Origin of the sequence: Muricoccus roseus, from assembly GCF_900141905.1 — a bacterium.
GTDB lineage: Bacteria > Pseudomonadota > Alphaproteobacteria > Acetobacterales > Acetobacteraceae > Roseomonas > Roseomonas rosea.
The window spans coordinates 63,704-75,061 of sequence record NZ_FQZF01000027.1 but is presented as its reverse complement, the minus strand read 5'-3'; the positions used below and the strand labels follow the sequence as shown (position 1 = coordinate 75,061).

General features: G+C 70.6%; 11 protein-coding genes. 3 read left to right on the top strand and 8 right to left on the bottom strand.

The genetic code is table 11. From position 1 onward, the window contains the following. The first annotated feature begins 266 nt into the window (after positions 1–266). Both trpS and murJ read left to right on the top strand, forming a co-directional pair. Positions 267–1,271, top strand: coding sequence for a tryptophan--tRNA ligase (trpS, locus tag BUB97_RS19575; RefSeq protein WP_073137871.1), 1,005 nt, complete (start codon positions 267–269; stop codon positions 1,269–1,271). Between the two features lie 12 nt (positions 1,272–1,283). Continuing rightward, positions 1,284–2,810, top strand: coding sequence for a murein biosynthesis integral membrane protein MurJ (murJ, locus tag BUB97_RS19570; protein ID WP_073137869.1), 1,527 nt, complete (start codon positions 1,284–1,286; stop codon positions 2,808–2,810). A gap of 321 nt (positions 2,811–3,131) precedes the next feature. On the opposite strand, the gene yghU is transcribed toward murJ, so the two are convergent. From yghU to BUB97_RS19555, 3 genes are all read right to left on the bottom strand, one after another. After that, on the bottom strand, positions 3,132–4,004 hold the full coding sequence (gene yghU, locus BUB97_RS19565; RefSeq protein WP_073137867.1) for a glutathione-dependent disulfide-bond oxidoreductase: 873 nt from the start codon (positions 4,002–4,004) through the stop codon (positions 3,132–3,134). A gap of 55 nt (positions 4,005–4,059) precedes the next feature. Further along, a complete protein-coding gene (gene queC, locus BUB97_RS19560) occupies positions 4,060–4,776 on the bottom strand; it encodes a 7-cyano-7-deazaguanine synthase QueC (RefSeq protein ID WP_073137865.1) in 717 nt (238 codons plus the stop codon). 325 nt (positions 4,777–5,101) lie between these two features. Beyond that, entirely contained in the window at positions 5,102–6,487 is a 1,386-nt protein-coding gene (locus BUB97_RS19555; protein WP_073137863.1) for an amidase family protein, read from the bottom strand. 112 nt (positions 6,488–6,599) lie between these two features. Here BUB97_RS19555 and BUB97_RS19550 point away from each other — a divergent pair, with 112 nt between their 5' ends. After that, positions 6,600–7,499 (top strand): DMT family transporter, encoded by a 900-nt coding sequence (locus tag BUB97_RS19550; RefSeq protein WP_073137861.1) that lies wholly within the window; start codon positions 6,600–6,602, stop codon positions 7,497–7,499. Positions 7,500–7,746: 247 nt separating this feature from the next. Here the strand turns inward: BUB97_RS19550 and BUB97_RS19545 are convergent, their stop codons facing one another. Genes BUB97_RS19545 through BUB97_RS19525 form a run of 5 tightly spaced genes read right to left on the bottom strand, consistent with a single transcriptional unit; the run spans position 7,747 to position 11,341 of the window. Further along, a complete protein-coding gene (locus BUB97_RS19545; RefSeq protein ID WP_245818374.1) occupies positions 7,747–8,544 on the bottom strand; it encodes an enoyl-CoA hydratase/isomerase family protein in 798 nt (265 codons plus the stop codon). A gap of 25 nt (positions 8,545–8,569) precedes the next feature. Then, positions 8,570–9,226: a 3-oxoacid CoA-transferase subunit B gene (locus BUB97_RS19540; RefSeq protein WP_073137859.1), complete on the bottom strand. Its 657-nt coding sequence runs from the start codon at positions 9,224–9,226 to the stop codon at positions 8,570–8,572. Positions 9,227–9,240: 14 nt separating this feature from the next. Further along, complete coding sequence (locus BUB97_RS19535) at positions 9,241–9,936, bottom strand: 3-oxoacid CoA-transferase subunit A (protein WP_073137857.1); 696 nt, start codon at positions 9,934–9,936, stop codon at positions 9,241–9,243. Continuing rightward, positions 9,933–10,775, bottom strand: a complete 843-nt coding sequence (locus BUB97_RS19530; protein WP_073137855.1) for an isocitrate lyase/PEP mutase family protein — start codon at positions 10,773–10,775, stop codon at positions 9,933–9,935. Before BUB97_RS19530 ends, BUB97_RS19535 begins: the two co-directional genes overlap by 4 nt. Then, entirely contained in the window at positions 10,772–11,341 is a 570-nt protein-coding gene (locus BUB97_RS19525) for a 3'-5' exonuclease (RefSeq protein ID WP_073137853.1), read from the bottom strand. The genes BUB97_RS19530 and BUB97_RS19525 overlap by 4 nt, the downstream gene beginning before the upstream one ends. Positions 11,342–11,358: the final 17 nt, after the last annotated feature.

Here is an 11,358-nt window from a genome sequence, read left to right as displayed (position 1 = left end):
CGCATCCTCGCCGTCACCGCCAGCGCCATGCCCGACCAGATCGCCGAATGCCTCCGCGCCGGCATGGACGGACATGTCACCAAGCCCGTCGACCGGCGCACCCTCCTCGACACAATCGCCATGCGCGAGCCGGCGCACGCCTGAGGCGGTCCCGGCTCCGGGCCAGGGCGGCTTGACGCCGTCCTCCCGCGGCGGGACACCCCACCCCCCGCCACGAAGAGCCCCCGGCGCTCCAACCGCCGGCCGGCCAGGAGCATTCCCTCCCCATGTCCCAGCGCGTCTTCTCGGGCATCCAGCCCTCCGGCGTCCCCACCCTCGGCAACTACCTGGGCGCCATCCGCAACTGGGTGCCGATGCAGGACACGCATGAGAGCATCTTCTGCGTGGTGGACCAGCACGCCATCACCATGTGGCAGGACCCGAAGGAGCTGACGCGGCAGACGCGCGACATGGCGGCCGCCCTCCTCGCCTGCGGGCTGGACCCGGAGCGCTGCATCCTCTTCGTCCAGTCCCATGTGCATGCCCACACGCGCCTGGCCTGGATCTTCAATTGCGTGGCCCGCATCGGCTGGCTCAACCGCATGACCCAGTTCAAGGACAAGGCCGGCAAGGACCGCGAGAACGCCGGCGCCGGCCTCTATGTCTATCCGAACCTCATGGCCGCCGACATCCACGCCTACCACGCCACCCGCGTGCCCGTGGGCGAGGACCAGAAGCAGCACCTGGAGCTGGCGAACGACATCGCCGAGAAGTTCAACCACGACTACGGCGTGGAGTTCTTCCCGCATATCGACGCCCACATCATGGGCGTCGCCGCCCGCGTGATGTCGCTCCGCGACGGCACGAAGAAGATGAGCAAGTCGGACCCCTCCGACCAGTCGCGCATCAACCTGAACGACGACGCCGACACCATCGCGCTCAAGATCCGCCGCGCGAAGACCGACCCGGAGCCCCTGCCCTCCGAGATGCAGGGGCTGGAAGGCCGGCCGGAGGCGCGCAACCTCGTCGGCATCCTCGCCGCCATCACGGATACGACGCCCGAGGCGGTGCTGCGCGAATATGGCGGCCAGGGCTTCGGCAGCTTCAAGGGCGTGCTGGCGGATGCGCTGGTGGCGCATCTCTCCCCCATCGCCTCGGAAGCGCAGCGCCTGCTGGCCGATCCGGGCGCGGTGGACGCCCTGCTCCGCCGTGGCGCGGACCGGGCGCGCGCCATCGCGGAGCCGATCGTCGCGAAGGCGGAGGAGCTCGTCGGCTTCCTGCCCCCGCGCTGAGCCGCCCGCTCCGTGCTCAAGGGCATCCTCACGGTCGGCGGCTGGACCATGGCCAGCCGCGTGCTCGGCTTCCTCCGGGACATGCTGATCGCGGCCAGCCTCGGCGCCGGCCCGATCGCGGATGCCTTCTTCATCGCGCTCAAGCTGCCGAACCTGTTCCGGCGGCTCTTCGGCGAAGGCGCGTTCAACGCCGCTTTCGTCCCCGCCTTCGCGTCCACCCTCACCCTCGACGGCCGGGCCCAGGCCCGCGCGCTGGCCGAGCGCATGTCTACGCTGATGACGCTGTGGCTGACGCTGCTCGCCGCGCTCGGCATGGTCTTCATGCCGCAGGTGCTGCATGTGCTGGCGCCCGGCTTCACCGACGAGCCCATCCGCTTCGGACTCGCCGTCGAGATGACGCGGATCACCTTTCCCTATCTCGTCTTCATCTGCCTCACGGCCCTCATCTCCGGCGTGCTGAACGGGCTGGACCGCTTCGCCGCCGCCGCTGGCGCGCCGGTGCTGTTCAACCTTCTCTCCATGGCCGCGCTCTTCGCGCTCACGCCCTTCGTCGCCACGCCGGGCCATGCCCTGGCCTGGGGCATCACCCTCTCGGGCGTGGCGCAGTTGCTCCTCGTCTGGATCGCGGCCGCCCGCGCCGGCATGCCGCTGCGCATCGTCTCCCGCCCCCGCCTCACGCCCGCCGTGCGGCTGGTGCTGCGCCGCATGGGCCCCGGGCTGGTCGGGGCGGGGGTGACGCAGCTCAACCTGGCGGTGGATGTCATCATCGCCTCGCTGCTGCCCGCGGGCGCCGTTTCCTACCTGTACTACGCGGACCGCATCGGCCAGCTTCCGCTCGGCGTCATCGGCGCCGCCATCGGCACGGCCATGCTGCCGCTGCTGGTGAAGCAGCTGCGCGGCGGCAAGCCGCTCTCGGCCCACCGCACCATGAACCGGGCGCTGGAACTCTCCCTCGCCCTCGCCCTGCCCGCCGCCGCCGCCCAGGCCGTGCTCGCCTGGCCCATTATCTCCGCCCTCTTCATGCGCGGCGCCTTCGGGGAGCTGGAGGCGGCCGCCACCTCCGCCGCCCTCACGGTCTATGCGCTGGGCCTGCCCGCCTTCATCCTGGTGAAGGCCTATGTCCCCGGCTTCTTCGCACGCGGCGACACGGCCACCCCCGTGAAGGTCAGCATCGTCATCGTGGTGCTGAACCTGGCCCTCAACCTCATCCTCACGCGCTATATCGCCCATGTCGGCATCGCGCTCGCCACCGGCCTCTCGGCCTGGGTGAACGTCATCGCCCTGGCCTGGATCCTGCGTCGCCGCAACCAGTGGCGCCCGGACCGCCGCCTGCGCCGCCGCCTGCCGCGCCTGCTCCTCGCCACGCTCGCCATGACCGCCGTGCTGGTCGCGCTGCGCATGGCCATCCCGGAACCGGTGGGCTCCACCGCAAGGCTCGTCGCGCTGGGGGTCTATGTGGCGGCCGGGCTCGCCACCTATTTCGGGCTCGCCCAGGTGCTGGGGGCGCTGAGCCTCGGGGATCTTCGCCGGCGTCGGTGAGCGGGCCGGAAGGTGGTGCGCCGGTGGGTCTGTCCCGGGGAGAGGAAGAAGGAATTCTTCCTCTCCCCGGACCCGTCGAAGGCAGTGCCTTCGACCATCATCTTTTTCTTCAAGTTTGGAATCACAAGGCTGCCGGTGCGCCTCGGGTCATGGACCCGAGGCGACTGCAAAGGCAGGAAGAGACGCCCTCAACCAGAGACCCCTTCGATCAGGGTATCCACGGCAGTCAGACGGGGTTCCAAGGGCCTCAGGCCCTTGGCGGGTGCAGGGCGGAGCCCTGCTCCGCGAAGCGCCGGAACGTCAGAACCTCCGCCCCCGGTATCAGCCCGCCGCCAGCTTGTCCTGGGTCCTGGTTTCGAAGTCGCTGGCGTCGTGCCGCTCATGCAGCTGCTCCGCGGGGTCGCCCGTCACGCGGTTGACCATCCGCCCACGCCGCACGGCCGGCCGCGCGCCGATGGCATCCGCCCAGCGCTGGACGTTCTTGTAGTCCTGCACCTGCAGGAACTCGGCCGCACCGTAGAGCCAGCCCTTCACCAGCCCGCCATACCAGGGCCAGACCGCGATATCGGCGATGGTGTACTCGGCGCCCGCCAAGTATTCGCTCTCGGCCAGCCGGCGGTCGAGCACGTCCAGCTGGCGCTTCGCCTCCATGGCGAAGCGGTCGATCGCGTATTCGATCTTGGTCGGGGCATAGGCGTAGAAATGGCCGAATCCGCCGCCGAGATAGGGGGCGCTGCCCATCTGCCAGAACAGCCAGGACAGGCATTCGGCCCGCGCGGCGCCTTCGGTTGGCAGGAAGGCCCCGAACTTCTCCGCGAGATAGACGAGGATGGCGCCGGATTCGAAGACGCGGACCGGGTTCGGACCGCTCCGGTCCATCAGCGCCGGGATCTTGGAATTCGGGTTCACCGCCACGAAGCCGCTTCCGAACTGGTCGCCCTCGCCGATGCGGATCAGCCAGGCATCGTATTCCGCGCCGGCATGGCCGAGCGCCAGCAGCTCCTCGAGCATCACCGTGACCTTCACCCCGTTGGGCGTGGCCAGGGAATAGAGCTGAAGCGGATGGCGGCCGACCGGAAGCTCCTTCTCATGCGTCGGCCCCGCGATGGGGCGGTTGATGTTCGCGAACCGGCCGCCGCTGGCCTTGTTCCAGGTCCAGACCTTCGGCGGCACGTAGTCGGATGTATCGGACATGCGGGGGGCTCCTCAGGAACGATGGGCCCAACATCGTGCCGCCGGGCCGGATTGGCTACACCGGGCGCGACGCGCCGCCCTCCGCGAAACCCCGCCATCCCTCCGCCCGCAGCTCGCAGGCCGGGCAGGTGCCGCAGCCATGCCCCCAGGGATGCATCGGCCCGCGTTCCCCGCGGTAGCAGGTATGAGTGTCCTCCACGATCAGCCGCACCAGCGCCTCACCCCCGAGCCGCTGGGAAAGCCGCCAGGTCTCGGCCTTGTCGATCCACATCAACGGCGTGTGCAGCACGAAGCGGCGCTCCATGCCCAGGTTCAGCGCCACCTGCAGCGCCTTGATCGTGTCGTCGCGGCAGTCCGGGTAGCCGGAATAATCCGTCTCGCACACGCCGGCGATGATGTGGCGCAGCCCCCGGCGATAGGCGAGCGCGGCGGCGAAGGTGAGGAAGAGGAGGTTGCGCCCGGGCACGAAGGTGTTGGGCAACCCGCCCGTCTCCATCTCGATCGCCACGTCCCGCGTCAGCGATGTCTCCGAGATGGCGCCGAGCGAGGCAAGATCGACCATGTGGTCCTCGCCCAGCCGCGCCGCCCATTCGGGCTTCAGCGCCCCCAGCCCCTCGGCCACCGTGCGGCGGCACTCCAGCTCGATCCGGTGCCGCTGCCCGTAATCGAAACCCACCGTCTCCACCCGCCCGAAACGCTCCAACGCCCAGGCCAGGCATGTCGTGGAATCCTGGCCGCCGGAGAAGAGGACCAGGGCGCCTTCGTCTTGCATGAGCGCCTTATACCGCCATGCCGGGGTTCCGACCTATCCGGGGCTTCGCCGAGCGGGCTCCGCCCTGCACCCGCCAAGGGCCTGAGGCCCTTGGAGCCCCGTCTGACGGCCGTGGATACCGTTGATCGGCGGGGTTTCTGGTGGACGGGTGTTTTTCCGGCCCCTGCAGTCGCCTCGGGTCGATGACCCGAGGCGCACCGTCAGCCCAAGGATTCCAAACTACTAGAAAAAGATGATGGTCGAAGGCACTGCCTTCGACGGGTCCGGGGAGAGGAAGAATTCCTTCTTCCTCTCCCCGGGACAGACCAGCAGCCAAAGGCGGGTTTCAGCCCGGCTCCGCGATGCTGATCGCCGTCTCCAGCAGTGCCCCCGCCTCCAGCAGGATGTCCTCCCGGTAGCGGCCGGCCACCAGCTGCACGCCCATAGGCACGGGGCCGGAAAGGTCGGTCGTCACCGTCAGCCCGGGCAGGCTCATCAGCGGCAGGCCAACCTGCGGCAGCAGGGATTCGATCACCTGATCGAAGGCCTCGGGCGATTGCAGGTCGAACAGGTCGGGGAAGGGCGGCTCGGAGGCTACGGGCATGATCGCGACGGGATAGCGCTCCAGGAACAGGCTCCACTCCCGCAGGTAGCCGGCGCGGGCCTGCAACGCGTCCTGGAAGGCGTTCATCTCGGGTTCGGGGCAGAGGCGCTCCATCTGCGCGAAGATGAAGTTCGCGTCCGGGTCGTTCTCCTCCGCCAGCGCCTTCTTCAGCCCGCGCCGGCTCTCGGCCAGCCAGAGCATGGCCTGCAGCTTCCCCGGCTCGCGCAGCTTCGGGATGGGCGTCTCCGCCACCGTCCAGCCGGCATCCTGCAGCTTGCGCCCGGCGGCGCGCAGCGCCTCCTCCACGGCCGGCGTGGTCGCCAACCCCTCGGGCCGAATGCAAAGCGCGGCGCGCCTGGGGAAGGCCGGCCCCTCCAGCGGCGCGGGCACCCACCAGGGGTCCCGCGCATCCGGCGCGGCCATGGCCCGCAGCGCCAGGCGGATATCCGCGATGCTGCGGGCCAGCGGGCCCGAGACCGCCATCAGCTGCGCCCCGATCGCACGTTCCGCCGAGGAGGGGTTCCAGGCCGGCACCCGGCCGATGGTGGGCCGCAGCCCATGCACGCCGCAGGCATAGGCGGGATAGCGGACGGAGCCGCCGATATCGGTCCCGTGCGCGATGGCCCCGATCCCCGCCGCCACCGCCGCGCCCGCCCCGCCGGAGGAGCCACCCGGCGTCAGTGCGGGGTTCCGTGGGTTCCGCGTGTGCCCGTGCAGCGAATTGCGCGTGACCCAGTGCAGCGAGAAGGCCGGCGTGTTCGTGCGCCCGATGATAACAGCACCGGCCTTGCGCAGGTTCGAGACCACCGGGTTGTCCACCTGCGCCACCAGATCCTTCTGGATCCGCAGCCCATTCGTGGTGGCGAAGCCCTTCTGGTCCACATTCACCTTGGTGGTCACCGGCACCCCGGCCAGCGGCCCCGGATCCTCCCCGCGGCCGATGGCGGCGTCCACGGCCCGGGCGGCGGCCAGGGCCTCCTCCGGCATGAACTGCACCACGGCATTGATGGCGGGGTTCGCCGCCTCCAGCCGGGCCAGCGCATCCCGCGCCACCTCCTCGGCCGAAAGGTCACGCTTGCGGATGCGTTCCGCGATCTCGCTCGCCGTCAGGCGCCAGGACTCGGTCATGGGGGCGCATTCCAGACCCGGCGGCCCCGCTTGTCCAACCCGGACTCGCGGGCATGGGGCGGAGGCGCCATGGCTGCTAAAAGCCAGCCCGCCGCCCCAGCCCGGACGCCTCATGAACCGATCCACCCCTCAAGGCGTCCTGCTCGCCTTCCTGGCGTATTCCGCCTACGCGGTCAGCGATGCCTCCGTGAAAATGCTGCACGGCTCGCTCAGCGCCTATGAGGCCGTGTTCTTCGGCGCCCTGTCCGGCGTGGTGGCCCTGCCCCTGGTCCGCCGCCGGGGGGAGCGGCTGGATGATGTGTTCCGCGCCCGCAACCGCGGCATGTGGTTCGTGCGGGTGGGAGCCGCGCTCACCGGGAGCGTCGGCAGCGTGACGGCCTTCACCCATCTCTCGATGGCCGAGGCCTTCTCCCTCCTCTTCCTCATGCCGACCTTCGTGACCATCCTCTCGGTCATCTTCCTGAAGGAGCCGGTGGGCTGGCGGCGCTGGGGCGCGGTGCTGCTGGGCTTCGCCGGCGTGCTCATCGTGCTGCGGCCGGGCTTCCGGGAGCTCAACATCGGCCATCTCGGCGCGGTGGTCGGCGGCCTCTCCGGCGCGCTCACCGTCGTCACCCTGCGCCGCTTTGGCCAGAGCGAAACCCGCATGTCGCTCTACGGCGCCAGCCTCATCGGCCCGACCGTCGGCGGGGGGCTGCTGATGCTGCCCGACTTCATCTGGCCGAGCCCGATCCAGTGGGTCTGGCTGCTCGGCTACGGGCTGCTGATGGCGCTGGCGAACATCCTGGTGATGCTCGCCTCCGCGCGCATCCCCGCCAGCCTCGTCGCCCCCGCGCAATACAGCCAGATGCTCTGGGCCATCGCGCTCGGCTACCTCGTCTTCGGCGACGGGCTGGACGCGACGATGGCGCTCGGCGTCGCGGTCATCATCCTCTCCGGCATCCTCACCTTCATGCGGGAAAAGGTGCGGAAACCCCAGGGCTGGCGGCGTGTGCCGCCGACGCATCCGCGATAACTGGCGGTCTGTCCCGGGGAGAGGAAGAAGGAAGTCTTCCTCTCCCGGCCCCCTCACCTTCTTCTTTTTCTTCGAGTGGGAGTCATTCGGCTGACGGTGCGCCTCGGGTCATCGACCCGAGGCGACTGCAAAGGCAGGAAAAGCACCCTCGACCAGAGACCCCATCGATCCGGGGTATCCACGGCAGTCAGACGGGGTTCCAAGGGCCTCAGGCCCTTGGCGGGTGGAGGGCGGAGCCCTCCGGCCCTCACCCCCCGGTGAAGCGCGGCTCCCGCTTCTCCATGAAGGCGGCGCGGCCTTCATGGTGGTCGGCGGAGAGGAAGAGCGTGGTCTGGAAGTGCCGCTCCGTCTCCAGCGCCGCATCCAGCCCCGCGGAGAGCATGGCCTTGGTCAGCGCCATCGGGGCGGGCGCCTGCTCGGCCAGGAAGCGCGCGCGGATCAGCGCGTAGTGCAGCGTCTGCCCGCGCGGCACCACCTCCTCCACCAGCCCGATACGTTCGGCTTCCGCCGCCGTCAGCTGCTCGTGCAGCATGAGGATGCGCCGCGCGCGCCCCGCGCCGATGCGCGCCGGCAGGGTGAAGGGCAGGCCGAGATCGGCCATCAGCCCCACCTTGCCGAAGCCGGCCATGAAGCGGGCATCCTCGGCCACCACCACCAGGTCGCAGGCACAGGCGAGGGAGAGGCCGGCGCCCACGCACCATCCCTCCACCGCCGCGACGACCGGCTTGTTCCCCGCCGCCAGCAGCCGGATCAGCCGGTGCGACCGCCGCATCCGCTCCGCGCCCGACATGGCGTCACGCACATCCATGCCCGAGATGTCGCCGCCCGAGCAGAAGTTGCCGGAGGCGCCATAGACGACGACGGCGCGGACGGAGGGGTCGCCCTGCACCGCCTCCATCACCTCGGTCATGCGCTGGCGCAGGGGAATCGCCAGGGCGTTGCGCCGCGCCGGGTAGTCCAGCGTCAGCGTCAGCACCGCGCCCTCGCGCGCGATGCCCAGGTTCATGCCCTCCGGCATGGGGGTGGAGGAGGTCGTGTCGCTCATATCCGGTGCCTGCCCTTCGTGCGCGTCAGGCGCCTGCCGTCTCGCGCGCGTCGTGCAGCGGCGCGGCGGTGACGGAGCGCAGATGGTCCAGCGTCACGCCCGGGGCGAGGTCGCGCAGCGCGAAGCCCTCCGCCGTCACGTCCAGCACGGCCAGGTTGGTATAGATCCGCGTCACCGCCTTCATCGCCGTCAGCGGGTAGGAACAGGCCTCCACCAGCTTCGGGCGCCCGTCCTTGGTGGTGTGCTCCATCATCACCCACACGCGCTTGGCGCCTGCTGCCAGGTCCATCGCGCCGCCCACCGCCGGCGCGGTGTCGTTCTCGCTCGTCGCCCAGTTCGCGATGTCGCCGTTCTGCGCCACCTCGAAGGCACCGAGCACGCACAGGTCGATATGCCCGCCGCGGATCATCGCGAAGCTGTCGGCGTGGTGGAAGTAGCTGCCGCCGGGATGCAGCGTCACCGGCTGCTTGCCCGCGTTGATCAGCCAGGCATCCTCGCGCCCCTTCTCGGGCGCCGGGCCCATGCCGAGGATGCCGTTCTCGGAATGCAGCACCACCTCGCGCCCGCCGGGGATGTGGTCGGCGATCAGGGTGGGCATGCCGATGCCGAGGTTGCAGTACCAGCCGTCCGGAATGTCCTGCGCGGCGCGGGCGGCCATCTGGGTGCGGGACCAGGGTTGCATGTGTCGTTCCTCCCTCAGGCCGCGTCGGCTTCGCCCCAGGGGGCGCCGCGCTTCACATTCAGCACGCGGTCCACGAAGATGCCGGGCGTCACCACCCGCTCCCCCTCGATCGCGCCCAGCTCGACGATCTTCTGCGCCTGCACGATGGTCAGCTTCGCCGCCATCGCCATGACCGGGTTGAAGTTCCGCCCGCTGCGTCGGTAGGTGAGGTTGCCCCAGCGGTCCGCCTCCCAGGCCTCCACCAGCGCCACGTCGCCCGGCAGCGCCAGCTCCATCACATGCGGGCGGCCGCCGAACTCGCGCGTCTCCTTGCCCTGGCCCAGCTTCGTGCCCGCGGCGGTGGGGGTGAAGAAGGCGGGGATGCCGGCGCCGGCAGCACGCATCCGCTCCGCCAGCGTGCCCTGCGGCACAATCTCCAGCTCCAGCTTCCCGGCCTTGTACAGCTCTTCGAACACCACCGAGCCGACGCTGCGCGGGAAGGAGCAGATGATCTTCCGCACCCGCCCCAGCTCCATCAGCCGCGCGAGCCCGGTGCGGCCCGTGCCCGCATTGTTGGCGACGATGGTCAGGTCCGTCGCCCCCTGCTCGATCAGCCCCTCGATTAGGTCATCCGGCTGACCCGCCGCGCCGAAGCCGCCGACGAGCACGGTGCTGCCATCCTTCACCCCCTCCATGGCGGCGGCCATGTCGCGGACGATCTTGTCGATCACTGCTGCTTCTCTCCCGAATGCATATGGGCGGCGATCCGATCATAGGGCGGAAGCGCCGCGATCGCGGGCATGTCCCCCGCCAGCAAGGCCCGGCCGGCCTCGAGCGCCGCGCCATAGGCCGCGCGGGCGATCGCGCCGCCCACGCTCACGCGCCGCACGCCGAGTTCGGCGAGCCGCGAAAGGGGCACCGCGCCGGCGCGGGGCCCGATCAGCAGGTTCACCGGCCTGGGCGCCACCGCGCGCACCACGGCGCGGATGGCCTCCTCATCCGGCAGGGCCGGGGCATAGAGGCAATCCGCCCCCGCCTCGGCAAAGGCGACCAGCCGGCGGATCGTGTCGTCCAGGTCCGGCCGCCCGTGCAGGAAGTTCTCGGCCCTGGCGGTCAGGATGAAGGGATGCGGCGCGGCCCGCGCCGCCCGCACCGCGGCCGCGATCCGCGCCACGGCCCGGTCGAAGCCATGGATCGGCGCGGCCGGATCGGCCGTGGTGTCCTCGATGGTGCAGCCGCAGAGCCCCGCCCCGATCGCGGCTTCCACCGTCGCCGCCACATCCTCGGGCGCGGGGCCGAACCCGTCCTCCAGATCGGCCGAGACCGGCAGCTCCGTCGCCCGCACGAGGTCCCGCGCATTGGCCAGCGCCTCCTCGCGCGAAACCGCCGCCTCGCCATCCCGGCGCCCCAGCATGAAGGCCAGCCCGGCGGAGGTGCTGGCGACGGCCTGGAAGCCGAGCCCCGCCATCAGCCGCGCGCTGCCCGCGTCCCAGGCATTGGGCAGGGCGAAGCAGCCCGTCTCGTGCAGGGCGCGGAAGCGCTCCGCCTTCTCCCCTGGAGAGGCGCTCACGCCGCCATCTCCGCCATGCGGTCGTTGGTGAAGCCGTGCAGGCGCATCGGCACCGGCGCCATCCCATGCAGCGTGCGCAGGATGTTCGCCGCCAGCCAGGCATCCTCCAGCGCACCGTGCAGCGCCGTCTCCCGCGCCAGCCCGCACTCGGCGGAGGCATGGGCGAGGCCGGAGCGCCGCCCCGGCCGGTGCCGGCGCCAGGCCAGCATGGTGCAGAACTCGCCCGACCAGGGGCGGGCCATGCCCAGCCGGTCGAACTCGCCGCCCAGCATCCGCCGGTCGAACGAGAAGTTATGCGCACAGCCCAGCGCGCCGCCGAAGAACTCCGCCACCTCCTCCGCATGCTCGGCGAAGCCGGGCTGCCGCGCGAGATAGGCATCGGACAGCCCATGCACGCGGTAGGCGCCGAAATGGCAGGGCATGCCGGGAGAGAAGACGAGATGCAGCGTCCCCTCCGGCTCCAGCGCCGCATCCAGCCGCACGGCGCCCAGCGACACGACGCGGTCCTGGCCCGTGCAGCCCGTGGTTTCGGTGTCGAAGACGATGACGGGACGGCCGGGGATCAAAACGGATGCCTTTCGGG

What these genes read in the sequence shown, in the direction of transcription:
- trpS (WP_073137871.1), top strand. Translation starts at nt 267, where the DNA reads ATGTCCCAGCGCGTCTTCTCGGGCATCCAGCCCTCCGGCGTCCCCACC.
- BUB97_RS19545 (WP_245818374.1), bottom strand. Translation starts at nt 8,544, where the DNA reads ATGAGCGACACGACCTCCTCCACCCCCATGCCGGAGGGCATGAACCTG.
- queC (WP_073137865.1), bottom strand. Translation starts at nt 4,776, where the DNA reads ATGCAAGACGAAGGCGCCCTGGTCCTCTTCTCCGGCGGCCAGGATTCC.
- BUB97_RS19540 (WP_073137859.1), bottom strand. Translation starts at nt 9,226, where the DNA reads ATGCAACCCTGGTCCCGCACCCAGATGGCCGCCCGCGCCGCGCAGGAC.
- BUB97_RS19550 (WP_073137861.1), top strand. Translation starts at nt 6,600, where the DNA reads ATGAACCGATCCACCCCTCAAGGCGTCCTGCTCGCCTTCCTGGCGTAT.
- yghU (WP_073137867.1), bottom strand. Translation starts at nt 4,004, where the DNA reads ATGTCCGATACATCCGACTACGTGCCGCCGAAGGTCTGGACCTGGAAC.
- BUB97_RS19555 (WP_073137863.1), bottom strand. Translation starts at nt 6,487, where the DNA reads ATGACCGAGTCCTGGCGCCTGACGGCGAGCGAGATCGCGGAACGCATC.